This is a genomic window from Amycolatopsis halotolerans, assembly GCF_042647905.1.
Lineage (GTDB): Bacteria > Actinomycetota > Actinomycetes > Mycobacteriales > Pseudonocardiaceae > Amycolatopsis > Amycolatopsis halotolerans.
In genome coordinates this window covers 118139-142927 of record NZ_JBHRWI010000043.1, presented here as the reverse complement: position 1 = coordinate 142927, position 24789 = coordinate 118139, and the positions used below count along the sequence as shown (strand labels likewise).

The following is a 24789-nucleotide window of genomic DNA, read 5'->3' as shown; positions in this document are numbered from 1 at the left end:
GGCGCTGGGCGGAGACCCGAGCGGCAGGGTGAGCAAGACCGGAACACCGGGCCAAGACCCGAGCGGCGGGGCGCAGAACCGATCACTGGCCCGAGACCCGAGCCGTCGGTGCCACATCATGGGCCAGAGCACTGTGCCGGAGCGCTGAGCCGAAACCCGAGCCGAAACCCCGAACCACAGGTCACGCAAACCGGATCACCCGCCCGAAACCCGGCCGTCAACCCAGCACCCCGCGGGATTTTCCGGTTTCCTGTACCGATGAGCGAGGAGACCTCCACCCGTTCCACCGAGCGGCTGTTCCGGATCGCGATCACGCTGAAGGGCCTCGACGGAGCCCTTCAGCTGATCGGGGCGCTGATCCTGGCGTTCATCCCCGCGACGGCCGTCACCGGGTTCGTGAACGCGGTCATCACCCGCGACCTGCTCGGCGATCCCTCCGGCACGCTCGCCCGGCATCTCGAAACCGCCGCCGAGCACTTTGTCGGCGGGGGGACCAAGACGTTCGCCGTCGCGTACCTGCTGGCGCACGGGTTGCTCAAGCTCGGCCTCGTGTGGGCGCTCGCGCGCAAGTGGGTACGCGCCTATCCGGTCGCGATGGTCGTGCTCGCCGCGTTCGTCGTGTACGAGATTTACCGTGCCTTCGAAACCCACTCCATCGCGCTGCCGTTCTTCGCCGCGCTCGACGCGGTGATCATCGTGCTTGTCTTTCGCGAGTACCGGAACCTCAAACGCGATCACGCCTGACCTCGCTCAGGCGGCAGCGGGAAACCTTTCCGTCACCAACGTCGCCACGTCCGCCGGTTCCACGAACAGGGCCGTCGCGTTGTCGCGGCCGCCCAGGGCGATGGCGGTCGCGACCAGCGCGGACGCGCCGCGGGCCGGGTCGGCCAGGATTTCGTCGATCGTGGCGGGCGTCAGGACCTTGTGGACGCCGTCGCTGGTGAGCAGGAGACCTCCGCTCGACGTCTCCGTTGTGCCGATCTCCTCCGGTTTCGTCGTGCGGACGCTGGTGGTTACCAGGTGTTCCATCCGCGGCGAGTACGGCTGGTGCCGCGAGCGGAAGTACTCCGCCATCGTGTGGTCCTGCGTGAGTTTGTGGATCATCGACCCGTCCCAGGCGTACGCCCGCGCATCGCCGACCCACGCGATCCGGTACCCGCCGGCGAAGGGCATCGCCACCACCAGCACCGCGTCTCCGGTGCCGCCCAGCCGGTGAACTGCTTGCTGTGCGGCCAAAATCGCCTTGGCCGGGCCGAATTCGACGGGGGTGCGCGCGGCGGCCGCGGCGGCGACCTGCGCGGCCCGACCGGCGCCGGGGTCGTCCCCGACGCCGTCGGCGAGCGCGAAGGTGATTCCGCGCGCCCCGGCGGCCGCGTAGGCGCTCACCGCGTCGGCGTTGCGCTCGCGCGGCCCCTGCTCGCTCGCGGTGTGCCAGCGTGGATATCCGGCCATCGTGACCTCCCGGGCATTCGCTGCGGATGACTCTCCGTGCTTTCCAGAATGCGCCTCGTTCCTGGGAAGAGGCTGAGGATCCGCCGTCTCACCGGGTGAGCTGGTAGACAGTTTCGCCACCGACAGTGGTCGCGGTGAAGTTCGCGGCCACCCACTCGGAGATGTCGTTCGACCCGCCGCCGGGACCGCCGCCCCGCCCGCCGTCCACGTAGTACGCCACTTCGCCCGCCGCGACGTACTGCTTGAACTGCTCCAACGTGGGAGCCGGGTCGCTGCCGTCCCATCCGCCGATGCCGATCACCGACTTGCCGCTCGCCAGTTCCAGGCTCGCCGCCGATTGCGACCCGGTCGTCGCGGCGGCCCACTTCGTCGTCGTGCCGCCGAGCAGCTGACCGACGGAGCCGTTGGTCTCTTCCATGCCGCCCCCGAAACCGCCCATGCCACCAGTACGCGGACCCGAGGTAGGGATAGAACCGCTGTGCGGCAAGGAAACCGTCTCCACGGCGTACCCGGCGGTACCGACCCCGAGCGTCAGGACGATCGCCGCTGCGAGACCGATCAAAACGGTCCGCGTTCGCGGCACTCCGACCACCACAACGGTGCTCACGAGCAACCCCAGCACCACGATCGCCCAGCGTAGCAACGGGAACCAGTCCGGCGTGCGGTCGAGCAGGATGAAGTCCCACACCGCGGTAGCCGCGATCATCCCGCCCAGCACCATCCTCGGCGCGGGGTGCGCCCGGCCGCGCCACAGCGCGCGCCCGGAAATCGCGACCAGCGCGGCGATCGCGGGGGCGAGCTGCACCGCGTAGTACGGGTGCACGGTGCCGCTCATGAAGCTGAACACCAGCCCGGTCACGAGCAGCCAGCCGCCCCAAACGACGAGCGACGCCCGGGTCCGGTCGGTGCGCGCAGCCCGCCGGGTGAACCACAACCCGGCCACCAAGCCGATCAGCGCGGCGGGCAGCAGCCACGAGACCTCGGTGCCGAAGCTCGCGCCGAACATCCGCCCGAGACCGGAACTGCCGCCGAAAGCGCTGTTCCCGCCGCCGCCGAAACCGCCGCCCATCCCGCCGCCGTTGCCCTGCCCGCCGAAGATCCGCCCGAGCCCGTTGTACCCGAGCGCCAGCTCCAGCAGGCTGTCCCCGGTCGACCCGCCGATGTACGGCCGCGACCCCGACGGCCACAGCTCCACCAGCGCCACGAACCACCCAGCCGATACGACCACCGCGACCCCGGCGTAAACCAAGTGCAGCAACCGTTTCCCCAGCCCGGTCGGCGCGGCGATCAGGTACGCCAGCGCGAACGCGGGCAGCACGAGGAACGCCTGCATCATCTTCGTCAAGAACCCGAATCCGATTGCCACGCCAGCGAAAACGAGCCATCGAGGACTGGCCTTCTCGATCGCCCGCACCGTGCAGTACGCGCCGGCGATCAGCAGCAGCGTGAGCAACGCGTCCGGGTTGTTGAAGCGGAACATCAGCGCGGCGACCGGCGTCAGCGCGAGCATCGCACCAGCCAGCAATCCCGGCAGCGGCCCGGAAACGCGACGCACGGTCAGGTAAAGCAACCCGACCGAGCCGACTCCCATCAGTGCCTGCGGGGCGAGCACAGTAAAGCTGGAGAACCCGAAGACTCGCGCGAAAGCCGTCCCCACCCACAGCGCGGCAGGCGGTTTGTCGACAGTGATCACGTTCCCGGCGTCCAGCGAACCGAACAGCCAAGCCTTCATGCTCTGCGTGCCCGATTGCACGGCCGCGGCGTAGAACGAGTTGCCGAACCCGGAAGCGGTCAGGTCCCAGAAGTACAGGACAGCGGTGAGCGCCAAGAGCCCGAACACCGACGGACGGATCCAGCGAGGTGTCGCGCGATCCGGCGCGTCCGGGGCGGCAGGCCGGGCGGACAGGACAGTGGTCAAGACGACTCCTCGGTAGCGGTGCGGCGCGGATTGAAGACCCAGCCCCGGAGCAGCAGGAAGCGGAGCACCGTGGCGGCGAGGTTCGCCAGCACGAGCACGGTCGTTTCCAGGACGAGCCCGGGATGGGTGGTGTGGTTGAGCAAGGCGAGCGAACCGCTGGTCAGCGCCAGCCCGAGGCCGAACACGATCAGCCCTTCGAACTGATGCCGTCCGGCGCCGGTGCGGCCGCGGACGCCGAAGGTCACCCGCCGGTTCACCGCGGTGTTCGCGATGGCGGTGACGAGCAGTGCGGTGAAGTTGGCCGCCTGCGCGCCGACCATCGTCCGCAGCAGCAGGAAAAGCAGCAGATACGCGACGGTGCTGGCGACGCCGACCGCGGCGAAGCGCACGAGTTGTTTCACCAGGCTCGGGGACACTCCGGGGGCCTCCACGCCGATCGGTTCGCGGCCGAGCTGTTCGCGCAGCCGGTGCACGGGAATCTCGCCGGTGAAGGTCGCGCGGGTGACCCTGGCGATGCCTTTGAGGTCGGCGGTGGCGGTCGCGATGAGGTCGACCGACGAGTCCGGATCGTCGACCCAGTCGACCGGCACCTCGTGGATCCGCAGCCCGGCGCGCTGGGCGAGCACGAGCAGTTCGGTGTCGAAAAACCAGCCGGTGTCGCGCACGTGGGGTAGCAGCGCGCGGGCGACGTCGGCGCGGATCGCCTTGAACCCGCATTGCGCGTCGGAGAACCTCGCCGCCAGCGTGCCGCGGAGGATCAGGTTGTAGCAACGGGAGATGAACTCGCGCTTCGGCCCGCGCACCACCCGGGCGCCGCGGGCCAGCCGGCTGCCGATCGCGACATCCGAATGTCCGGACAACAGCGGCGCGACGAGCGGGGCCAGCGCGGCGAGGTCGGTGGACAGGTCCACGTCCATGTAAGCCAGCACCGCCGCGTCCGAAGCGGACCAGACCGCCTGCAGCGCGCGGCCGCGGCCCTTCTCGTCCAGGTGGCGCACCTCGACCTCGGGGAACTCGCGGGCCAGCCGTTCGGCGACAGCAAGGGTTTTGTCGGTGCTCGCGTTGTCCGCGACAGTGATCCGGTACGGGTAGCCGGCGCGTTCGGCGAGGTGTGCCTGTAGCCGGCGGATGCACGGCTCCAGGTCGGTTTCCTCGTTGTAGACCGGGATGACGACGTCCAGTACGGGCTGGGGGCCGCCGAGGCCGACCGGAGTCGTCCCGGGCCGCGGAGCGCTGCTGCGGGAGGGGGCGGTGGCGTTCATGAGACCACCGTCGTCCGCCGGGCTTTGGCCACGTTGTGGTGTTCCTGTGCCTGCGCTGTGCGACCGTGAATCAGGCAGTCAGGTCGTACACGGACACACCGTCCACTGTGGTCATTCGGTAGTTCTCGGCCACCCACTGCGCGATCTGTTCGGCGGCGTCGCTTCCGCTGCTGGAGCCGCGCATCGTCATGCCGTCGCCGAGGAAGTAGCGAATCTGTCCTTGCCGGACGTACTGCTCGAACTGTGCGAGGGTCGGATACGCGTCGGTGCCGTTGAACCCGCCCACCGCGAGCACGGGTTTGCCGCTGCCGAGCTGGTATCCGGCGGCGTTGTTGGACCCGACCGTCGCCGCGGCCCATCGGTGATCGCCGGAGTTCCGCAGCAACGCCGTCAGGTTCTCGCCGGGCATGGTGGTGCCGAGCAGTCCGCCCGCGCCGCCTCCGCCGAACATCTGCCTGGTGTTCGGTCCGGCGGACGGGATCGCGCCGGTGTGCGGAGTGGATGCGGTGGCGAGGCTGTACGCGCCGGTTCCGGTGAGCAGCACGACCAGACCCAGTACGGCGGCGATTCGGCCGAAGTGCTGGACGAAAAACAGTGCGATAGCGGCTAGAAGCCCGAGGATGAGCACTGTCGGGGCGAGCCACGGTTGCCACGCCGCCGCTCAAAAGCCCTACGGCGGCCGGATTGCCGCGGATCCGCCACAATTGGACGGCCGCGATCCCGACGAGCGCGGCGATCGCCGGGGCGAGCGCGACGGTGTAGTAGGGATGGATGATCCCGCCCATGAAGCTGAACACGACGGCGGTCACGATCAGCCAGCCGCCCCAGAGCAGCAGCGACGCGCGGCTGCGGTCAGTACGGGGCGCGTAGCGGGTGAACCACAGACCAGCGCCGAGTCCGAGCACCGCCGCGGGCAGCAGCCAGGCGATGCCGCCCGCCATTTCGCTGCCGAACAACCGGAACAGTCCGGTGCTGCCCCAGCCGCCGCCCGGGCTTCCGCCGACGCTGCCGGTCTCGTCGCCGGTGATCCGGCCGAAACCGTTGTACCCCAGGGTGAGTTCGAGCAGGCTGTTGTTTTGCGACCCGCCGATGTACGGCCGGTCGGCGGCTGGCCACAACGCCACGACGGCGAGGTACCAGCCTGCCGAAACCACGACGGCGGCGAGTCCGGCGAGCAGGTGCAGGAAACGTTTGCCGAGAGTGATCGGCGCGGCCACGAGGTACGCGAGTGCGAAGGCGGGCAGGACGAGGAACGCTTGCAGCATCTTGGCGAGAAAGCCGAATCCGACTGCGACGCCCGCGAAAACGAGCCATCGAGGGCTGGCCTTCTCGATCGCCCGTACGGTGCAATAGGCGGCCGCGATCAGCAACAGCACAAGCAGCGCGTCCGGGTTGTTGAAGCGGAAGATCAGTGCCGCAGCCGGGGTGAGCGTAAGCACCGCGCCCGCGAGCAATCCCGCTGCCGCACCGGAAGTGCGTCGCACGGTCGCATACAGCAGCCACGTTGAGCCGACACCCATCAATGCCTGCGGCACCAGGACGCTCCACGCGTTCACTCCGAACAGCCGTGCGGACAGGCTCATCACCCAGAGCGCGGCGGGAGTTTTGTCGACGGTGATGCCGTTGGCCGCGTCGGTGGAGCCGAAGAACAGTGCCTTCCAGCTTTGCGATCCGGCTTGTGCGGCGGCGGAGTAGAACGCGTTGGCCCAGCCGGATGCGCTCAGATCCCACAGATACAGCGCGGCGGTCGCGACCAGGAGCAGCGCGAGGCTTGGGCGCACCCACCTCGGTTCGGCGCGCTGTACCGGCGCGGCGGGGACGGCTGGATGGGGCGCGACTGCGGTCATGCGGTCAGCCTCGTGGCGCGACCTGGGGCCGGGATGTGCCTACCCTGTGTGCCCGCTGTGGGACCTGGGGTCATGGGCTAGCGGCGTGCGCTGCGCCGGGACCGCGATCGGCAGACGGACGGCGAAGGACGTTTGGCCGGGGCAGCTGTGCATCGTGATGGCGCCGTGGTGTGCGGTCAGCACTGCCGACACGATCGCCAGGCCCAGGCCGGTTGACCCGGCTGCCCGCGATCGCGACGAATCTCCGCGCGCGAAGCGTTCGAACACCGCGGGCCGCAGTTCGGGCGGGATGCCGGGGCCGTTGTCGGTCACGGTCACGACAGCGCTGCCGTCTGCGGATCGGGTCAGGGCGGTGATGACGGTGCTGCCCGGTGGCGTGTGGACGCGGGCGTTCGCTAGCAGGTTCGCCAGAACTTGGTGCAGGCGCTGGACATCGCCTAGTACGAGGATCGGTTCGTCGGGCAGGGCGAGTTGCCAGACGTGGTGCGGACCGGCTACGTGGGCGTCGCTGACCGCGTCCGCGACCAGGCGGGTCAGGTCTACTTCGGCGACGTCTAGCGGGCGGCCCGCGTCCAGGCGGGCCAGCAGGAGGAGGTCTTCGACCAGGGCCGTCATCCGGTCCGCCTCGGATTCGATTCGGGTCATCGAATGGGCGACGTCCGGTGGGGCGTGGCTGTCGGATCGTCCGGCCAGTTCGGCGTAGCCGCGGATGGCGGCTAGCGGGGTGCGCAGTTCGTGGCTGGCGTCGGCGACGAATCGGCGGACGCGCAGTTCGCTGGCGTGGCGGGCTTCCAGGGCGGTGGAGATGTGGCCCAGCATGTGGTTCAGTGCCGCGCCGACTTGGCCTACTTCGGTGCGGGGGTCGGTGTCTTGGGCTGGGACTCGGACGGACAGGTCTACGTCGCCTCGGTCTAGGGGGAGTTCGGAGACTCGTGATGCGGTTTCCGCTACGCGTTCGAGCGGGCGCAGGGTTCGGCGGACTGCGAAGGCGCCTAGGAAGGCCGCGCCGGTTACTCCGGCTGCGGCTACGCCGAAGAGGATCAGGCCGACGGTCAGCAGCGTCTGGTGCACCGAGGCCAGCGGTACGCCGGTGACGACCGTGCCGTCGCCGGTCGGAGCGGCGGTCAGCCGGTAGTCGCCGAGATCGCCGACGGCGCGGGTATAGGGGTGGCCGTCGACCGGAAGGCCTTGCAGCACCGCGAGTTCGTCGGAGGTGAGCGAGATGCGCTGACCGTGCTGCGAGAGCCAAGCACCGGTGGCCGGGTCGCCGTCGGAAGAGAAGCGCGCGGTGACGGTTCCCGCTCCCTGCCCGGGTGCGTCGAGGGGGTTGTGCTCACCGTCGCCGGGCGGGCCGCCGCGGGTGGCGAAATCCAGCGCGCGGGAGGCGGCGGCGGAGAGCTGGTTGTCGGTCTGCGAGATCAGGAACGCGCGCAGGGCGAACTCGCTGATCACACCGATCACCAGACAGACGAGGGACAGCAGGATGACGACGGACACCGTGAGTTTCGCGCGCAGGGACCGGCACCCGAACCGGGCAGCGGCGAACCTCCTGCGTGAACTCATGCCCCGAGCGTGCGTTCCGACGGTGTGGGGGCGATGTGTGCTTCCTGTGAGTGCGCTGTGCGGTCGCGCCCGGTTCCGGTGATGTGCGGGGCCACAGGCGGGACTTGCCGTCCGCACAGGACCGGCACAGCCGCCGTGCGGACGGTGGGATCAGCAAGCCTCGAACGAAGGAGAACGCCGTGACCGCACCGCATCCCGCGCCGCAACGGCCCGTCGCCCCCGAACCGGCCTGGGGCGCCGCGCCCGAACCCGGCCCGGCTCGCAAGAACCGGTCCGCCTGGATCGCGGGAGGGACCGCCGCGGTGCTCATCGCGGGCGGTGGCGCCGCGGTCTGGGCGGCCACGTCGTCTTCGTCGTCCGCCGCCGAACCCCCGGCTTCGGCGCCGGGCGGACAGAACAGTCCGGGCGGTCCCGCCGGTCCGGACGGCGGGCTGGGCTCCGTCCTCCACGGCGAGTTCGTGACCAGCGCCGACGGCACCTCGAAGTTCACGCAGACCGGTGAGGTCACTGCGCTGAGCGCCACCTCGCTGACCGCGAAAAGCACCGACGGGTTCACGAAGGTCTACGTCATCGACTCCGCGACGGCCACCGGGATCAAGACCGGCGAGGACGTCACGATCGTCGCGACGGTGAACGGCGCCACCGCGACCGCGACCTCGGTCAGGGAGGCCGGAGCCCAACCCGGCGCCGCCGGACCCGGCGCGGGCTGACTCAGCCCAGCGAGCGTGCGGCGGCGGTCGCTTGTCCGGCGTAGGAACGTCCGAACAGGACCGTGTGCACCAGGAGCGGGAAAAGCTGATGCAGCGCGATCCGCTCCCGGTAGCCGTCCGCCAGCGGTGCGAACTCGTCGTAAGCGGCCACGATTCGCTCCAGTTGCGGGCAGCCGAACAGGTGCAGCATCGCCAGATCCGTCTCCCGGTGTCCGCCGTGCGCGGCCGGGTCGATCAGCACCGCTCCGTCCGCGTCCCACAGGACATTCCCGCTCCATAGATCTCCGTGCAGCCGTGCGGGCGGTTCCGTGGGGCCAGCTATCGACGGGATTCGTGTGCAGGCGCGTTCGAAGACCGCCGTGTCGAGAATCTCGGACGCCATCCGGACGTAGGGGAGGATTCGGTATTCGGCGTACCACTCGGGCCATGACTCACCAGGCGAGTTCTCCATCGGCGCGGTCCCGATCCACGCGTCCGCCAAGCCGTCCGGCGGAGGGGCGCCGAATGCGGGGGCTCCGGCTGAGTGCAGCCGGGCGAGGTTGCGGCCGAACTCCTCGGCGTGCGACGGGCTGGTCTCGGTCACCCGGTCCAGCACCAGCCATGTGTCGTCGGCGCCGTGTACCTGGGGGATCCGCACTGCGTCCGCCGCTGCCAGCCAGTGCAGTCCGGCCGCCTCGGCCCGGGTCGCGCCCGGAGCGTGGCCGCGCTTCACCACAGCGTCGAAATGCTGGTGGCCGTCGGTCAACGTGATCTCACTGAGGGCGCCTGAAAACCCTCGTGAGACTGTCCCGAACCCGGTGAGCCGCGCCGCCGCCGCGGCCGGACCTTCGCTCTGTTGCCCGGAAACCACGTCCCCGACGCTACGGGCGCGCACCGGCGCGTGCTGAGCGGCTCTGCCTCGGCAGGTGCCCCGCAGCCGGTCTTGTCAACCCTCTGGCCTAGACTCGGATATCCCGGTCAGCAGGTGACCGGGGCGGTCCCGAGGGACTGTCCGCCCCCATCGTTTACCGCTCGAGGAGAAGACCTTGAAGAGCACCGTCGAGCAGCTCAGCCCGACGCGAGTGAAGATCAATGTCGAGGTGCCGTTCGACGAGCTCAAGCCGAACTTCGACGCCGCGTACCGGAAGATCGCCCAGCAGGTGCGGGTCCCCGGTTTCCGTCCCGGCAAGGTCCCCGCTCGCGTCCTGGAAAGCCGGATCGGCCGCGCGCCGGTGCTCGACGAGGTCGTCAACGAGGCCATCCCGGCCAAGTACATCGAGGCCGTCCGCGCGGGCGAGGTCCGGACGCTCGGCCAGCCCGAGTTCGAGGTGACCAAGCTCGAGGACCGCGAGGTGCTGGAGTTCAGCGCCGAGGTCGACGTGCGGCCGGAGATCGAGCTGCCCGACCTCGCCGGCCTCGAGATCAGCGTCGACGACGTCGAGACCACCGACGAAGAGGTCGCCGAGCAGCTCGACGAGCTGCGCGCCCGCTTCGGCACCCTGACCGGCGTCGAGCGCCCGGCCCAGACCGGCGACTTCGTGTCGATCGACCTCTCGGCCAGCGTCGACGGCAAGGCCGTCGAGGAGGCCTCCACCACCGGCCTGTCCTACGAGATCGGCTCCGGCCAGCTCGTGGACGGCATCGACGAGGCCATCGTCGGCGCCAGCGCCGAAGAGACCAAGGTGTTCACCACCAAGCTGGTCGCGGGCGAGTTCGCCGGCCAGGACGCCGAGGTCACCGTCACCGTGCAGTCGGTCAAGGAGCGCGAGCTTCCCGAGGCCGACGACGAGTTCGCCCAGCTGGCGAGCGAGTTCGACACGATCGACGAGCTGCGCGAGGACCTGCGCACCCGGCTCGGCCGCGTCAAGACGATGCAGCAGGGCGTCCAGGCGCGCGACAAGGTCCTCGAGATCCTCCTGGAGCGCACCGAGGTGCCGCTGCCGGAGAAGGTCCTCGAGGCCGAGATCGAGAACCGCAAGCACGACGCGATTCACCCGTTCGACCACGACGAGGAGCAGTTCGCCAAGGCCCTCGAGGCCGAGGGCCGCACCCTCGACGAGTTCAACGCCGAGGTCAAGGAGGAGTCGGAGAAGGCCGTCCGCACGCAGCTGCTGCTGGACACCATCGCCGACAAGGAGAAGACGTCGGTCAACGACGGCGAGCTCACCGAGCGGATCATCTACCAGGCGCAGCGCTTCGGCGTCAGCCCGGACGAGTACGTGCAGCGGGCCCAGCAGTCCGGCCAGCTGACCGCGATCTACGCCGACGTGCGCCGCGGCAAGGCGCTCGCCTCGGTCGTGCGCGGCACCACGGTGAAGAACGAGTCCGGGTCGGAGGTCGACCTGACCGAGCTGTTCGGCGCTGACGAGTCGGACACTGCGGCCGCCGAAGAGGAGACCCAGGTCACCGAAGAAGCGGCGGCGACCCCCGCGGAGTAAAGCTGTGAGCGAACTTGGGCGGTGTCAGGCATTCTGCACCGCCCAAGTTCGTTAGGGTCGGTTGCAAGATCTCAAGCATCTGAACACGACAGCGGCGGCGCGGCTCTCACAGGCGGCCCGCCGCCGGTGAAAAGGCAGGCAGACGTGAAGCAGCACATGCCCGAGGGGCGGACCGGCACCGCGGGGCTCAACCTCACCGACTCGGTGTTCGAGCGGTTGCTCCAGGAGCGCATCGTCGTTCTCGGCTCCGAGGTCAACGACGAGGTCGCCAACCGGCTCACCGCGCAGCTCCTGCTGCTCGACGCGGACGACTCCGAATCCGACATCCGGTTCTACATCAACTCGCCGGGCGGCTCGGTGACGGCCGGGTTCGCGATCTACGACACCATGCAGCTGATCAAGCCGGACGTGGCGACCTACGCGATGGGCATGGCGGCCTCGATGGGGCAGTTCCTGCTCTCCTCGGGCACCCCCGGCAAGCGCTACGCGCTCCCGCACGCGCGCATCCTGATGCACCAGCCGTCCGCGGGCGTCGGCGGCACCGCCTCCGACATCGCGATCCAGGCGGACCTGTTCAACAAGTGGAAGCAGGAGCTCGCGAAGATCACCGCCGAGCAGACCGGGCAGACCACCGAGCAGATCATCAAGGACGGCGACCGCGACCGCTGGTTCACCGCGCAGGAGGCGAAGGACTACGGCTTCGTCGACCACGTGCTGACCCGCGACAGCGGCCTGACCTCGAGCAACTGAGCCCGCAAGCACACAGGAGAGCGTCATGAGCAACTTCCGGCTCCCGGGTGACTTCCGGGCCCCGCAGACTCCCCAGTCGCGGTACATCCTCCCGTCCTACGTCGAGCGCACCAGCTACGGCGTGAAGGAGTCCAACCCGTACAACAAGCTGTACGAGGAGCGGACGATCTTCCTCGGCGTGCAGGTGGACGACGCGTCGGCCAACGACGTGATGGCCCAGCTGCTGCACCTCGAGCACGAGGACCCGGACCGCGACATCAGCATCTACATCAACTCCCCGGGCGGGTCGTTCACGTCGCTGATGGCGATCTACGACACCATGCAGTACATCCGCCCGGACATCTCGACCGTGTGCCTCGGCCAGGCCGCCTCGGCCGCCGCGGTGCTGCTGGCGGCGGGCACGCCGGGCAAGCGCATGGCGCTGCCGAACGCGCGCGTGCTGATCCACCAGCCGGCCACCGAGGGCACCTACGGGCAGGTCTCGGACCTGGAGATCCAGGCCAACGAGATCCAGCGCGTGCGCCGCCAGATGGAGGTCATCCTGGCGAAGCACACGAACAAGGAACCGGACGAGATCAAGGCCGACATCGAGCGGGACAAGATCCTCACCGCCGAGGAAGCCAAGGCCTACGGCCTGATCGACGAGGTGCTTCCGTACCGGAAGGCCTCGGCGAACTGACCGCGACGGGCCGGTGCGCGGCGAATCCGCGACGCGCACCGGTCCGCTGGTCTACTGTCGGTCGTCGACGTGCCCTATGGGGGTCGGGTGTTCCCGCCCGCGCCTTCGGGCGGGTACCGTCGGTGGCAATGCGTGTTGGTCCCGGGAACGCCTGGCAGTCCCGGGGCCGCCATCCAGTAGTGCAGGTGCGCCCCGCGCACCGGAGGGGACGAGGTCAACGGCCATGGCACGGATCGGTGACGGCGGCGACCTGCTGAAGTGTTCTTTCTGCGGCAAGAGCCAGAAGCAGGTGAAGAAGCTCATTGCCGGGCCGGGGGTCTACATCTGCGATGAGTGCATCGACCTCTGCAACGAGATCATCGAAGAGGAACTGGCCGAAGCCGGCGACGTGAAGCTCGACGAGCTCCCGAAGCCCGCCGACATCCACGAGTTCCTCGAGCAGTACATCATCGGCCAGGACGACGCGAAGAAGACGCTCGCGGTCGCGGTGTACAACCACTACAAGCGGATCCAGGCCGACGACAAGTCCGGCCCGAAGGACTCCAAGGACGAGCCGGTCGAGCTGGCCAAGTCCAACATCCTGATGCTCGGCCCCACCGGCTGCGGCAAGACCTATCTCGCGCAGACGCTGGCGAAGCTGCTGAACGTCCCGTTCGCCATCGCCGACGCCACCGCGCTCACCGAGGCGGGCTATGTCGGCGAGGACGTCGAGAACATCCTGCTGAAGCTGATCCAGGCGGCGGACTACGACGTCAAGCGCGCCGAGACCGGCATCATCTACATCGACGAGGTCGACAAGATCGCCCGCAAGAGCGAGAACCCGTCGATCACCCGCGACGTGTCCGGCGAGGGCGTGCAGCAGGCGCTGCTGAAGATCCTCGAGGGCACCACCGCGTCGGTGCCGCCCCAGGGCGGGCGCAAGCACCCGCACCAGGAGTTCATCCAGATCGACACCACGAACGTGCTGTTCATCGTCGCGGGCGCGTTCGCCGGGCTGGAAAAGATCATCAACGAGCGGGTCGGCAAGCGCGGCCTCGGCTTCGGCGCGGAGATCCGCACGAAGGCCGAGATCGAGGGCAGCGACGTGTTCTCCGAGACCATGCCGGAGGACCTGATCAAGTTCGGGCTGATCCCGGAGTTCATCGGCCGGCTCCCGGTCGTGGCGACGGTGAACCACCTGGACAAGGAATCGCTCGTCTCGATCTTGACGCAGCCGCGCAACGCGCTGGTGAAGCAGTACAAGAAGCTCTTCGAGATGGACAACGTCGAGCTGGAGTTCACCAAGACCGCGCTCGAGGCCATCGCCGACCAGGCCGTGCTCCGCGGCACCGGCGCCCGCGGCCTGCGCGCGATCATGGAGGAAGTCCTCCAGCCGGTCATGTACGACATCCCGAGCCGCGAGGACGTGGCGAAGGTCGTGATCACCGAGCAGACCGTGCGGGAGAACGTCAACCCCACGATCGTGGCCCGCCAGCCGTCGCGCCGCACCCGCAGCGAGCGCGGCGAAAAGTCGGCCTGACCCGGCCGCCGGGCGTTAGCAGGAGTCGGCTGTCCGGGTGTCGGCGGCAGGCGCGATAATGGACAGGATGACAACCGTGCCGCTGACCGCACCCCGGGGGGACGAGACTGCCGACCCCGGCGAAGCGGTTCCCGCCGAGACCGAGCGCGCAGCCGCGCCGGTCGTCGGCATCCTGGAGTTGAGCGAGCGGGTAGCCGCGTCCGTGTTCACGCGCTTCCCGTGGCTGCCCCGCGCCGCCGAGATCATGCTGGCGCTGTGCACGCTGGTCTGCCTGGTCGCGGTCGGCACCCGGCTGTCGGCGCTGCCGCTGCTGCCGATCCCGCTGTTCGTGGTGGCGTGGCTGTTCCTGCGCCAGTGGCGTGCCTCGGAGACCCGGGCGCTTCAGCTGCGCTGGTCGCTGCTGACGGCGCTGGCGGCGATGGTCGGGTTCTGGGTGATGTCCGTCGTGGCCCGCTGGGTCTCGTAACTCGCTCGCGGCGAGCGTCCTTCGCGGTGAAGGATGCCGCTATGGATGCGGTAGTGCAGTGGGTGTGCACCTCGTGGACGAAGAAATCCCGAGGTGGTGCGGAGGCGGCTCGCCGCAATGCGGCCCCGATCGCGTTCCCGCTTCCGGCGTTGACCGCGCCCTTCACCCACGTGGTGCGGATGGGCGAAGAGACGGGTTTCGAACCGCGATGTGAGGCATGGGAAGGCGAGCGGGAAAAAGCGCCGTCGCCGCTGGATTCGACGGTCCGCCTCGACGTGGCCGAAGACCGGCTGCGGGTGAAGCTGGAAACCACCCAGTTCGGGAGGCGCTCCGGCCGCCCGCGCCGCCCTCCGGCGTACCGCCTGGCACGCGGGGAATGGCTGCGGTGGCAGGTGAATTACCGCTTCACCGGTTTCCGCAGCGGCAATTGGCATTACCGGCTGGACACGCTGAATGTCGCGTACGGGCCGGTGACGCCGGAACTGTTCCTGGGCACGCCGACGCATGCGATCGACGAACTGGGCTTTCTCCGCTGATCTCGGCGTAGCAGGCTCAGACCTTCTGCCGCAAATGCTTCCCCAAGAACCCCACCATGCTGGGCACCGTGGTCCGGAAGAACGTGTCGCTGTGCTTCCCGTGCGCCGTATACCCAATGGTCGGGTGCGTTTCCGCGATATACCGCCGCACGCCGGTGATGAACGGGTCTTCCGTACCGCAGTAAACCGCCGTCGGAATGCCCTGCAAGGACGCCTGATGGCGCAGCGGGTCGAGCGAAGTCCAGTCCGTCATGCCGGTGAAAATGCGGCGTTTCGCCATTTCCGGCCACGACGTGAGCAGTGCGGGCGCGATCGCGGCAACCGCGGCGGGCGGCTGGCGGCGTTCGGCGCGGCGGCGGGCGTACAGCAGTGCTCCGAAGCCGCCCATCGACACTCCGGCGCACGCGAACGGCAGGCCGTCCGTGCCGCCGAAACCGCGGGCGCGCAGCCACTGCGGGACCTCTTCCAGGAGCATCGCCATCGGGTCGTCGCCCGGGTGGACCTGGTGCCAGTAGTTGTCGCCGCCGTCGACCGCGACGAAGCCGTACGCCGGCACGGCTTTGCGCGCGACGTCGCTGCCCAGCTGCTTCAGCAGGCCGCTCGGCGCGGCGGAGCGCGCGGATCCGTGCAGGCCGTGCAGCATCAGCGACATCGGCAGACCGGCCGGCGGCTTCTTGCTCGGCAGCTGGAAAACAAGGTCCACTTCCCGGCCGCGGGCGTGCGAGTAGACGCGTTCCACCCGCATGCTGCCGAGCTGGGTGACCGGCGTCGACGACGTCACGCCCAGTGCCCGCTGCATCGCTTGGTTGAACGGCACCACGCCGGTCGCGCTCCCCACCGCGAGCCCGGCGATGCCGAGGCCCGAGGCGCCCGCGATCAGCATGGACCGGCGGCTCACCCGCCTTCGGCCCTCAGTCTCCTCGTTCACCCAATCCCCCTCACCCATATAGCGTAAGACGTGGCGAAGGGACAAAACGTTGCCTTCAGAAGATCTTCACACGGTTGTTGTGACCAGACCCACGGACGCCCGAGCGGCGGCAGGACTGTCTCCGAGCCCGACGACGAGCGTCACGCAGAGTGGCGAGAGCACCTCGGCCACCCCTCGGTCGCCCCGGCCGAAGTGGCCCAGCAGTTCGAGGGTGACATAGCCGTGGATCGCACTCCAGATCTGTGAGGCGACCGACAGCGGGTCGCCCTTGAGCCGTCCGGCCTCGATCGTGCGCGAGACGGCCGCGACCATGCCGCGGAACGACGCCGCGGCCTCGCTGCTCGGGCTCTCCTTCATCAGGTCGCCCACTGCTTGCCCGCGCGCGCCCGCCTCGCGGAACATCAGCGTGAACAGTTCCGGGTGTTCCACCGCAGTGCGGCGGTAGGCCAGCGCCAGGCCGTACAGATCGGCCACCGGGTCGTCGCTCTGCCCGACCGTCGCCATGTTCGCGATCAGCCGCCGAAACCCTTCTCGCGCAACGGCATCCATGAGCGCGGCCATCCCGCCGAAGTGGGTGTAGACGGCCATCGTGGACGCGCCGATCTCGGTCGCGAGCTTGCGGGCCTGCAGTGCTTCCGCGCCGCCGTCGGCCAGCAGCCGGATCGCTGCCTCGACCAGTTGGGTCCGCGCGTGTTCGCCCCGAGTCCGCTCGCTCATGCTTGCCAGTATCCCATAACCCTGTTATACCGGTGCCCATAACCACGTTATGGACGGAGCGTGTCATGGGCAATCTCTTCCTCGAAGGCAACTTCGCGCCGGTCGAGCGCGAGTACACGAGCACCCGGCTGACGGTGACCGGGCAGTTGCCCGACTACCTCGACGGCCGCTACCTGCGCAACGGGCCGAACCCGACCGACCCGGATCCGGAAACGCATCACTGGTTCCTCGGCCGCGGCATGGTGCACGGCGTGCGGCTGCGCGACGGCCGGGCCGAGTGGTACCGCAGCCGCCGGGTCGGCACCGACGAGGGCGGGGCCAACACCAACGTCATCGGGCACGCCGGGCGCACGATCGCGCTAGTCGAGGGCGGGATGCCGCAGTGGGAGCTCAGCGAGGAGTTGGACACCCTGGGCATCTGCGACTTCGACGGCACCCTCTCCGGGTACACCGCGCACCCGAAGCGCGACCCGAGGACCGGCGAGTTGCACGCTGTCTCGTACCAATTCGGACTGGGGAACAAGGTCCAGTATTCGGTGGTCGGCACCGACGGACGGGCGCGGCGCACGGTCGACGTCGAGGTCACCGGTGCGCCGATGATGCACGACTTCTCGCTCACCGAACGGTATGTCGTGTTCTACGACTTGCCCGTCACCTTCGATCCGGACCAGGCGCCGGTGCCGGTCGACGTGCCCGATCCGCTGACCGCGCGCACCGGCCGCGGCGTGAGTTCCTTGCCGTACCGGTGGAATCCGGACTACCCGGCGCGCATCGGCGTGATGCCGCGCGAGGGGGACAACGGCGACGTCCGCTGGTTCGACGTCGGCCAGTGCTACGTCTTCCACCCGCTCAACGCCTACGACGAGGACGACCGGATCGTGCTCGACGTGGTCCGGCACCCGAAGATGTTCGACCGCGCGCTGCACGGCCCGGCCGAGGGCGAGCCGACGCTCGACCGCTGGACCGTCGACCTCGCGCTCGGGAAGGTCGTCGAGGAACGGATCGACGAGCACGGCCAGGAGTTCCCGCGAGTGGACGAACGTCTCGTCGGCTTGCCGCACCGGTACGGCTACGCGACGGCGCTCGACGACCGGTCCCGCAGCGTCGGCGCGGTGTACAAACACGACCTGCGCAAGGGTTCCGTGGCGGCGCACCGCTTCGGTCCCGGGCGTGAGCCGGGCGAGTTCGTGTTCGTTCCGTCCCGTGCGGACGCGGGCGAGGACGAGGGCGTGCTGATGGGTTACGTCTACGACGCGGCCGAGGCGCGCAGCGATCTCGTGCTGCTCGACGCGGGCACCCTCGAAACCGTTGCCGCCGTGCACCTTCCGGACCGGGTCCCGCACGGTTTCCACGGCAACTGGGTGCCCGCCGAAGGGTGATCAGGTGAGCAGCCGCCGGTCTCCGGTGTAGAGGTTCATGCTGTCGCCGCGCAGGAAGCCGATGAGCGTCATGCCGTTCTCCTCGGCCAGTTCCGCCGCGAGCGACGACGGCGCGGACACCGCGGCGAGGAGCCCGATGCCGGCCATCGCGGCCTTCTGCACCAGCTCGAACGAGGCGCGGCCGGAGACCAGCAGCCCCAGGTCCGGGGCGGGGATCCGGCCCGCCTGCAGGGCCCAGCCGAGCACCTTGTCCACCGCGTTGTGCCGTCCGACGTCCTCGCGCACCACGACCAGCTGACCGTCTGAGGTGAACAGTCCGGCGGCGTGCAGGCCGCCGGTGGACGAGAACACCTTTTGCTGTTCCCGCAACCGATCCGGCATCTGGGTGAGGACGTCGGACTTCACAGTGAACTCGGACTCGCCGGGGGAGAACCGGCTGCGCAGCTTCACCGCGTCGAGCGCGGCCTTGCCGCAGACACCGCACGACGAGGTGGTGTAGAAGTTCCGCTCGACGCCGGTGTCCGGCGGGGCAACTCCCTCGGCGAGTGCGACGTCGAGCACGTTGTAGGTGTTGCGGCCCTGGTCGTCGACCCCGTCGCAGTAACGCGCGACGGCCACGTCCTCACGGGACCCCAGCACGCCTTCGGACAACAGGAAGCCGTGCGCCAATTCGACGTCGTGGCCCGGAGTGCGCATTGTCACTGCCAGCGCCTTGCCGCCGACCCGCAGCTCCAACGGCTCCTCGGCGGCCAGCGAGTCCGGCCGGCGCCGCTCGCCGGTCGCGGAGATCCGCCGTACCGGCCGCCGTACCGTCACTCTGCCCATCGCCTGCTCCGCTCGTCCTCGTTGTCCACTTCGGCGTCGATTTTTGGTGTCATCGACAAGACATTCTCAAGTCATTCGACAGTCATCCGGCGGAGCGCTGAGGATCTGGTAAACCATTCCCAGCACCTCGTCACTGTTGGGAGGAGACCGCCGATGGCTGTCCCCGGCTTCCTTGCCCGTTCCCGCATCGTCGCACCGCCTGGCTGGACCCGCTGGCTCGTGCCGCCCGCTGCGCTGTCCATCCACCTGTCGATCGGCCAAGCCTACGCGTGGAGCGTCTTCAAGACGCCGCTGGAGAAGACCCTGGGACTGTCCGGCACGCAATCCGGGCTGCCGTTCCAGCTCGGCATCGTGATGCTGGGCCTGTCCGCCGCGTTCGGCGGCACGCTCGTGGAGAAGAACGGCCCGCGCTGGGCCATGGCCGTCGCCACGGTCTGTTTCTCCGCCGGGTTCCTGCTCGCCGCGCTCGGCGTCGCGACCGGACAGTTCTGGCTCGTCGTGGCCGGTTACGGCGGCGTCGGCGGGATCGGGCTCGGCATCGGCTACATCTCGCCGGTGTCGACGCTGATCAAATGGTTCCCGGACCGGCCGGGCATGGCCACCGGGATCGCGATCATGGGCTTCGGCGGCGGCGCGCTGATCGCGTCGCCGTGGTCGTCGGCGATGCTCGGCACCTCGCCCACGACCGGCGACATCGCGACGGCGTTCCTCATTCACGGGATCGTGTACGCGGTGTTCATGACGCTGGGCGTGCTGATCGTCCGCGTCCCGGCCGACGACTGGCGTCCGGCGCGCGCGGCGGCGCAGACCGCGGCCAAGCCGATGATCTCCACGGCGAACGTCTCGGCGGCGAACGCGCTGAAGACGCCGCAGTTCTGGTGTCTCTGGATTGTCCTGTGCCTCAACGTGACCGCGGGCATCGGCATCCTGGAGAAGGCCGCGCCGATGATCAGCGACTTCTTCAAGCACACCTCGGCCCCGGTGAGCACCGCGTCCGCCGCCGGGTTCGTCGCGCTGCTCTCGCTCACCAACATGCTGGGCCGGTTCGTCTGGTCCTCCACGTCGGATCTGGTGGGGCGCAAGAACATCTACCGGTTCTACCTCGGCGTCGGCGCGCTGCTGTACCTGGTGATCGCGTTGACCACCAACTCCTCCAAGCTCGTGTTCGTGCTGTGCGCGATGCTGATCCTGTCCTTCTACGGCGGCGGGTTCGCCACGCTCCCGGCGTACCTCAAGGACCTGTTCGGCACCTATCAGGTCGGCGCGATCCACGGCAGGCTGCTGACCGCGTGGTCGGCGGCGGGCGTGCTCGGGCCGCTGATCGTGGACGGGATCGCGGACAGCCAGAAGGCGGCGGGCAAGACCGGGCCGGATCTGTACCAGCTGTCGTTCTGGATCATGATCGGCCTGCTGGTGGTCGGGTTCGTCGCGAACGAATGCGTACGGCCGGTGAAGGAGAAGTTCCACGAGCCGACCGGGCAGACCGCGGTGGGGAGTGAGGCGTGATGACGAGTGCCGAGGGCCGCTCCGGCGGCCGGACCGCCCTGCTGGTGATCGCCTGGCTGTGGGTGCTCGCCCCGTTCGCCTACGGCGTGGTCGAGCTGATCCGGAAGGTGGTCGGGCTGTTCGGCGGCTGAGCCGCTGGCCAACGCTGCTCCGAAAATAAGCACTGGACAAATGGTCAAGAGTCGTTGACCATTGTCCCCGTGACTGGGGACGACCAGGCGGGCTATGTCCCGCCCCAAGAATCTGTCCAGGTGGAGACGACCGATCAGCTGCGCGCGGTGAGCAACGTCGTGCGGCACCGCGTGCTCGCGGTGCTGCGCGACGGGCCCGCGACGATCACGCAGGTCGCCGAGCAGCTGGACATCGCGAAAGGCAGTTCCAGCTACCACATGCGGGTGCTGGAGCGGGCCGGGCTCGTGCACGTCGTGCGCACGCGGAAGGTGCGCGGCGTGCTGGAGCGCTACTACGCGCACGTCGGCAAGAGCATCGAGCTGCCCGAACCCGCCGCGGGACAGCGGGATGTGCTGATGCAGCACGCGATCAACGACCTCTCGACCGCGCCCGAGGGCTCGCACCGGTTCGTCCGGATGCAGCACACACGGATCAGCGAGACGCAGTTCGACGAGTTCGAGCGCCGGCTGGCCGGACTGCTCGACGAGCTTCGGGACGCGCGCGACGCCGACGAGGCGGCTGCCACGGTCGCGGTCGCGTTCTTCCGTCCGGGGCCGGGTGCGGCCAGATGACCAATCCGAAGATGCCGCCCGCGTTCAGTCGCTTGTGGACAGCCGCGACGGTCAGTTCTCTCGGCGACGGCGCGTATGTCGCGGCGTTGCCGTTGCTGGCGCTGCTGCTGGACAGCGATCCGCTGGTGGTCAGCCTGGTGACGGTGGCGGTGCTCGCGCCGTATCCGGTGGCCGGGCTGTTCGCCGGAGCGCTGGTCGACCGCTGGGATCGGCGGCGGACGATGTGGATCGCCGACCTGGCGCGGGCGGTGTTGCTGGTGCTGACGGTCGCCGCTGGCGCGTTCGGCTGGCTCAGCATTCCGGTCCTGCTCGTGGTGGCGTTCCTGCTCGGCACTGGCACGCTGTTCTTCGACACCGCCGCGCAGGCGTACCTGCCGGATCTGCTCGCGCGGGACCAGACTTTGCTCCGCCGGGCCAACGGCTATCTGCGCGGGGCGTCCACTGCCGCCGGGCAGTTCGCCGGGCCGCCGGTCGGGAGTTTCCTTTTCACCGTGGGAAGAACGCTGCCGTTCGCGGTGAACGCGCTGACCTACGTGGCCAGTGCGGTGCTGATCCGGACGCTGCCGCCCGCACCGGTGCCGAAACGCGAACCGGGTCGCTCGGTGTGGGCGGACTCGAAGGAGGGTTTCGCTTACGTAGTCAAGGATCGGCTGCTGCTCGGCCTCGCCTTGCGGCCCGCCGTCGGGAACCTGGCGTTCGGCGCTTTCGGGGCGGTGCTGGTGGTGTTCGCGAAGGATGCGCTCGGCCTGCACACCGCTGGGTACGGCTTCCTGCTCGCCGCGGAAGCCGCCGGGGGATTGGTGGGCGCGATGGTGCTCGCCGGGCCGCTGGAGAAATGGCTGGGCACCGGAACCGCGCTCACCGTCACTGCGGTGATCGAGGGCGGCGCGGTGCTGGTGTTCGGCCTCGCCCGCGACCCATGGCTCGCCGGGGCGATGTTCGCCCTGTGCGGCTGTGCCATGGCGGCGACCATGGTGCTCGGCGGCTCGCTGCGACAGGTCGTGGTCCCGGCACGGCTGATGGGCCGAGTCGCCGCGGCGTCGCGCCTGGTCTCGGCCTCGGCCGCACCGGCAGGCGCCGCGCTTGGCGGCTGGCTCGCCGCGACGGCCGGGGTGCGGGTGCCGTATGTCGGGGCGGCGGGGGTGCTCGTATCGATGACTCTGGTGACGATGAGCATGACGAGCAACAAGCGGATCGAAGCGGCGCTCGCGCGGGCGAAAGAGGCTACCCCAGTCGCATAGAAGCCACGACGGCGAAGAGGATCGGGAACACCAAGGTGAGCGGGCAAACCGTGAGCCACACGCGGCGCGCTGGTCGTTTCGGCTGGCCCAGAGAAGCGACCAGTGCGCCGATTCCGGCCGCGACCGGCAGCGCGAAAAGCCCCCACTGCGCGAAGGAAGCGAGCACGATGATCCCGAGCACGACCGGCAAGCTCAGCCCCTTCGAACCAGCCGCCACTCCAGCCGCGAGCGCGCAGAGCACCAAGGCGCTGACCAGGAACGCGCCCGCGCCGTGCAGTGCGCCGGCAAGCGCGGGGCGCGCTTGGGTCGGTTCGCTCGGGTCCGGGTCCACGCAAGGATCCTGGCAGGTCGGCAAGCGCGGCGGATGCGTGGAACTACTCGGTTCGGATACGGCCGAGCAGGCTTTCCCGGGCGGACTCCACGTGATGTTCGGCCACTCGGGCCAGCCGTTCCCGGTCTCCGGCACGAATCAGCTCCGCCAATTCCCGGTGCTCGGCGACCACTCGGGCCCGGTAATGCTCGTGTCCCAGCGAAACCCGCTGCAGCTGGAACAGGAACACCTGCGATCGCACGGCTTCCCAAGCCTCGGTGAGCCGTCCGTTACCCGCCGCCGCGTAAACGCGGTCGTGGAACGCGATATCCAGCGCCAGCAGCCGCGGGCCGTCCGCTTTCGTGCGGACGGCCGTCGCCAACTCCGCGACTAACGCGTCCAGCGCGTCCAGATCCTCGGCGGTCGCAGTGGTGCGCGCGGTGACCGCGGCGAGCCGGTCGAGGGCGGCGCGCACCGAGTAGACCTCTGCGACATCCTCGGCGGTCACGTCGACCACCGTGGTCGGGCGATGCCAGCCGCAGCGGACCAGGCCTTCCCGGGCCAGCTGGGCGATGCCCTCGCGTACCGAACCGCGGCTGATTTCCAGCGACGCGGCCAGTTCGACCTCGCGCAAAGGCGCGCCGGGCCGGAAATGGCCGGCGAAGATCGCTTCGCGCACCCGGTCGGCGGCCTCGTCGGCGAGCCCGCGGCGCGCGGCCTTCCTCAGGGGGGTGACTTCCACGTCCTAATGTTGACATTCGAACATTGGCCAGTCAACGTGAAGAGACCGATCCCCGTGCCGAAGGAGTGCCCCATGGCCGTCCGTCCCGCCTTCCACCTGGCCATACCGGTCGACGACCTGCCGAAAGCGCGCGAGTTCTACGGCACCGTGCTCGGGCTGGCGGAGGGCCGCTCGGCGGACGCGTGGGTCGACTGGAACTTCCACGGCCACCAGGTCGTCACGCACGTGGTCCCGGGCGCCCGCGCGGAAGCCGGCCGCAATCCGGTCGACGGGCACGACGTTCCGGTGCCGCACTTCGGGCTGGTGCTCGACGTCGACAGCTTCCAGGAGCTGGCCGGACGGCTGCGCGCGGCGGGCACCGAGTTCGTGATCGAGCCGTATCAGCGGTTCCCCGGCGAGCCAGGGGAGCAGTGGACGATGTTCCTGCTCGACCCGGCTGGGAACGCGCTGGAGTTCAAGGCTTTCCGCGACGAGACGCGGTTGTTCGCGAAATGAACGTCCTCGTCACCGGAGCCTCGCGCGGGATCGGCCGCGCCATCGCCGTCGCCTTCGCCACCAGGGGCGACCGGGTCGCTGTCCACTGTGGATCCAACCGGGAGGCCGCGCGCGAGACGCTCGAGGCGCTGCCCGGGTCCGGCCACGTGCTCGTGTCCGGCGACCTCGGCAACCCCGACGCCGCGCAGTGGATCGCCGACGTCGCCGAGGAGCAGCTCGGCGGGGTCGACGTGCTGGTCAACAACGCCGCGGTCGGGACCACTCCGGCCACCCGCACCTCGATCAGCGAAATGTCCTATGCGGACTGGCAGGAGGCGTGGCGGCGCACGCTGGACGTCAACCTCCTCGGCGCGGCCAACGTTTCCTTCCACGTCGCCCGCCATCTCATGGCTCGCGGCGTGCCCGGCCGGATCGTGAACATCGGCTCGCGCGGGGCGTTCCGCGGCGAGCCCGAATACCTCGCGTACGGCGCGAGCAAGGCCGCGCTGCATTCGTTCGGCCAGTCGATGGCGGTTCAGCTGGCACCGCACGGCATTTCGGTTACGTCCGTGGCCCCGGGCTTCACCGCGACCGAGCGCGTCGCCGACCGGGTCACTGACCAGGTGCGGGAGCAGAGCCCGTTCGGCCGGGTCGCCGAGCCGGAGGAGATCGCCGAAGCGGTGGTGTTCCTGGCCTCGTCGGACACGCCCTGGGCGTCCGGCTCGATCCTGGACCTGAACGGGGCCTCGCACCTGCGCTGAGCTGTGAGCTGTGTCACGAATGCAGCAGATCGGGGCCGCCGGAC

At 69.4% G+C, this 24789-nt stretch carries 25 protein-coding genes and 1 pseudogene; 15 read left to right on the top strand and 11 right to left on the bottom strand.

Features of this window, described 5'->3' with window-relative positions; genetic code table 11:
• Nucleotides 1-258 precede the first annotated feature (258 nt).
• Nucleotides 259-744, top strand: coding sequence for a DUF2127 domain-containing protein (locus ACFORO_RS32685; protein ID WP_354739532.1), 486 nt, complete (start codon nucleotides 259-261; stop codon nucleotides 742-744).
• A gap of 6 nt (nucleotides 745-750) precedes the next feature.
• On the opposite strand, the gene ACFORO_RS32680 is transcribed toward ACFORO_RS32685, so the two are convergent.
• From ACFORO_RS32680 to ACFORO_RS32660, 5 genes and pseudogenes are all read right to left on the bottom strand, one after another.
• On the bottom strand, nucleotides 751-1452 hold the full coding sequence (locus ACFORO_RS32680) for a PP2C family protein-serine/threonine phosphatase (protein WP_377873470.1): 702 nt from the start codon (nucleotides 1450-1452) through the stop codon (nucleotides 751-753).
• Between the two features lie 88 nt (nucleotides 1453-1540).
• Nucleotides 1541-3370, bottom strand: coding sequence for an ArnT family glycosyltransferase (locus ACFORO_RS32675; protein WP_377873469.1), 1830 nt, complete (start codon nucleotides 3368-3370; stop codon nucleotides 1541-1543).
• A complete protein-coding gene (locus ACFORO_RS32670; RefSeq protein WP_377873468.1) occupies nucleotides 3367-4632 on the bottom strand; it encodes a glycosyltransferase in 1266 nt (421 codons plus the stop codon). Before ACFORO_RS32670 ends, ACFORO_RS32675 begins: the two co-directional genes overlap by 4 nt.
• A 70-nt stretch (nucleotides 4633-4702) precedes the next feature.
• A pseudogene (locus ACFORO_RS32665) lies at nucleotides 4703-6479 on the bottom strand (glycosyltransferase family 39 protein).
• A 39-nt stretch (nucleotides 6480-6518) separates the two neighbouring features.
• The gene (locus tag ACFORO_RS32660) at nucleotides 6519-8042 is read right to left on the bottom strand and encodes an ATP-binding protein (protein ID WP_377873467.1); all 1524 of its coding nucleotides are present in this window, start codon (nucleotides 8040-8042) and stop codon (nucleotides 6519-6521) included.
• A 179-nt stretch (nucleotides 8043-8221) separates the two neighbouring features.
• On the opposite strand from ACFORO_RS32660, the gene ACFORO_RS32655 reads away from it, so the two are divergent.
• A complete protein-coding gene (locus ACFORO_RS32655) occupies nucleotides 8222-8752 on the top strand; it encodes a hypothetical protein (protein ID WP_377873466.1) in 531 nt (176 codons plus the stop codon).
• A gap of 1 nt (nucleotide 8753) precedes the next feature.
• Here ACFORO_RS32655 and ACFORO_RS32650 read toward each other — a convergent pair whose 3' ends face one another.
• On the bottom strand, nucleotides 8754-9602 hold the full coding sequence (locus tag ACFORO_RS32650; RefSeq protein WP_377873465.1) for a fructosamine kinase family protein: 849 nt from the start codon (nucleotides 9600-9602) through the stop codon (nucleotides 8754-8756).
• Nucleotides 9603-9777: 175 nt separating this feature from the next.
• On the opposite strand from ACFORO_RS32650, the gene tig reads away from it, so the two are divergent.
• From tig to ACFORO_RS32620, 6 genes are all read left to right on the top strand, one after another.
• Nucleotides 9778-11169 (top strand): trigger factor, encoded by a 1392-nt coding sequence (gene tig / locus ACFORO_RS32645; protein ID WP_377873464.1) that lies wholly within the window; start codon nucleotides 9778-9780, stop codon nucleotides 11167-11169.
• 144 nt (nucleotides 11170-11313) lie between these two features.
• Entirely contained in the window at nucleotides 11314-11919 is a 606-nt protein-coding gene (locus tag ACFORO_RS32640; protein ID WP_067595252.1) for a ClpP family protease, read from the top strand.
• Nucleotides 11920-11944: 25 nt separating this feature from the next.
• Entirely contained in the window at nucleotides 11945-12598 is a 654-nt protein-coding gene (locus ACFORO_RS32635) for an ATP-dependent Clp protease proteolytic subunit (protein WP_009081146.1), read from the top strand.
• 223 nt (nucleotides 12599-12821) lie between these two features.
• Nucleotides 12822-14117 carry an ATP-dependent Clp protease ATP-binding subunit ClpX gene (gene clpX / locus ACFORO_RS32630; RefSeq protein WP_009081145.1) on the top strand — a complete coding sequence of 432 codons (1296 nt, stop codon included), beginning with the start codon at nucleotides 12822-12824 and terminating at the stop codon, nucleotides 14115-14117.
• Nucleotides 14118-14184: 67 nt separating this feature from the next.
• On the top strand, nucleotides 14185-14583 hold the full coding sequence (locus ACFORO_RS32625) for a hypothetical protein (RefSeq protein WP_377873463.1): 399 nt from the start codon (nucleotides 14185-14187) through the stop codon (nucleotides 14581-14583).
• Nucleotides 14584-14624: 41 nt separating this feature from the next.
• Nucleotides 14625-15119 carry a hypothetical protein gene (locus ACFORO_RS32620; protein ID WP_354739518.1) on the top strand — a complete coding sequence of 165 codons (495 nt, stop codon included), beginning with the start codon at nucleotides 14625-14627 and terminating at the stop codon, nucleotides 15117-15119.
• A 16-nt stretch (nucleotides 15120-15135) separates the two neighbouring features.
• Here the strand turns inward: ACFORO_RS32620 and ACFORO_RS32615 are convergent, their stop codons facing one another.
• Together ACFORO_RS32615 and ACFORO_RS32610 are read right to left on the bottom strand one after the other, a co-directional pair.
• Entirely contained in the window at nucleotides 15136-16065 is a 930-nt protein-coding gene (locus tag ACFORO_RS32615) for an alpha/beta hydrolase (RefSeq protein WP_377873462.1), read from the bottom strand.
• A gap of 48 nt (nucleotides 16066-16113) precedes the next feature.
• A complete protein-coding gene (locus ACFORO_RS32610) occupies nucleotides 16114-16764 on the bottom strand; it encodes a TetR/AcrR family transcriptional regulator (RefSeq protein WP_377873461.1) in 651 nt (216 codons plus the stop codon).
• 65 nt (nucleotides 16765-16829) lie between these two features.
• On the opposite strand from ACFORO_RS32610, the gene ACFORO_RS32605 reads away from it, so the two are divergent.
• Entirely contained in the window at nucleotides 16830-18143 is a 1314-nt protein-coding gene (locus ACFORO_RS32605) for a carotenoid oxygenase family protein (RefSeq protein ID WP_377873460.1), read from the top strand.
• Here the strand turns inward: ACFORO_RS32605 and fdhD are convergent, their stop codons facing one another.
• Nucleotides 18144-18968: a formate dehydrogenase accessory sulfurtransferase FdhD gene (fdhD, locus tag ACFORO_RS32600; protein ID WP_354739512.1), complete on the bottom strand. Its 825-nt coding sequence runs from the start codon at nucleotides 18966-18968 to the stop codon at nucleotides 18144-18146.
• Nucleotides 18969-19121: 153 nt separating this feature from the next.
• Between fdhD and ACFORO_RS32595 the strand changes: the two genes are divergently transcribed.
• The 4 genes from ACFORO_RS32595 to ACFORO_RS32580 all read left to right on the top strand — a co-directional run bounded on the left by ACFORO_RS32595 (nucleotide 19122) and on the right by ACFORO_RS32580 (nucleotide 22458).
• Nucleotides 19122-20474 (top strand): L-lactate MFS transporter, encoded by a 1353-nt coding sequence (locus tag ACFORO_RS32595; protein WP_377873459.1) that lies wholly within the window; start codon nucleotides 19122-19124, stop codon nucleotides 20472-20474.
• Nucleotides 20474-20605 (top strand): MFS transporter small subunit, encoded by a 132-nt coding sequence (locus ACFORO_RS32590; protein WP_354739509.1) that lies wholly within the window; start codon nucleotides 20474-20476, stop codon nucleotides 20603-20605. The genes ACFORO_RS32595 and ACFORO_RS32590 overlap by 1 nt, the downstream gene beginning before the upstream one ends.
• Before the next feature lie 69 nt (nucleotides 20606-20674).
• Complete coding sequence (locus ACFORO_RS32585; RefSeq protein WP_377873458.1) at nucleotides 20675-21217, top strand: ArsR/SmtB family transcription factor; 543 nt, start codon at nucleotides 20675-20677, stop codon at nucleotides 21215-21217.
• Nucleotides 21214-22458, top strand: coding sequence for an MFS transporter (locus ACFORO_RS32580; protein WP_377873457.1), 1245 nt, complete (start codon nucleotides 21214-21216; stop codon nucleotides 22456-22458). Before ACFORO_RS32585 ends, ACFORO_RS32580 begins: the two co-directional genes overlap by 4 nt.
• Here ACFORO_RS32580 and ACFORO_RS32575 read toward each other — a convergent pair.
• Both ACFORO_RS32575 and ACFORO_RS32570 read right to left on the bottom strand, forming a co-directional pair.
• The gene (locus ACFORO_RS32575) at nucleotides 22442-22789 is read right to left on the bottom strand and encodes a hypothetical protein (protein ID WP_354739503.1); all 348 of its coding nucleotides are present in this window, start codon (nucleotides 22787-22789) and stop codon (nucleotides 22442-22444) included. The two genes, ACFORO_RS32580 and ACFORO_RS32575, sit on opposite strands and share 17 nt — an antisense overlap.
• 43 nt (nucleotides 22790-22832) lie before the next feature.
• On the bottom strand, nucleotides 22833-23510 hold the full coding sequence (locus tag ACFORO_RS32570) for a GntR family transcriptional regulator (RefSeq protein WP_377873456.1): 678 nt from the start codon (nucleotides 23508-23510) through the stop codon (nucleotides 22833-22835).
• 72 nt (nucleotides 23511-23582) lie between these two features.
• Here ACFORO_RS32570 and ACFORO_RS32565 point away from each other — a divergent pair, with 72 nt between their 5' ends.
• Together ACFORO_RS32565 and ACFORO_RS32560 are read left to right on the top strand one after the other, a co-directional pair.
• Entirely contained in the window at nucleotides 23583-24005 is a 423-nt protein-coding gene (locus ACFORO_RS32565) for a VOC family protein (protein ID WP_354739499.1), read from the top strand.
• Entirely contained in the window at nucleotides 24002-24745 is a 744-nt protein-coding gene (locus tag ACFORO_RS32560) for an SDR family NAD(P)-dependent oxidoreductase (protein ID WP_377873455.1), read from the top strand. Before ACFORO_RS32565 ends, ACFORO_RS32560 begins: the two co-directional genes overlap by 4 nt.
• Nucleotides 24746-24789 lie beyond the last annotated feature (44 nt).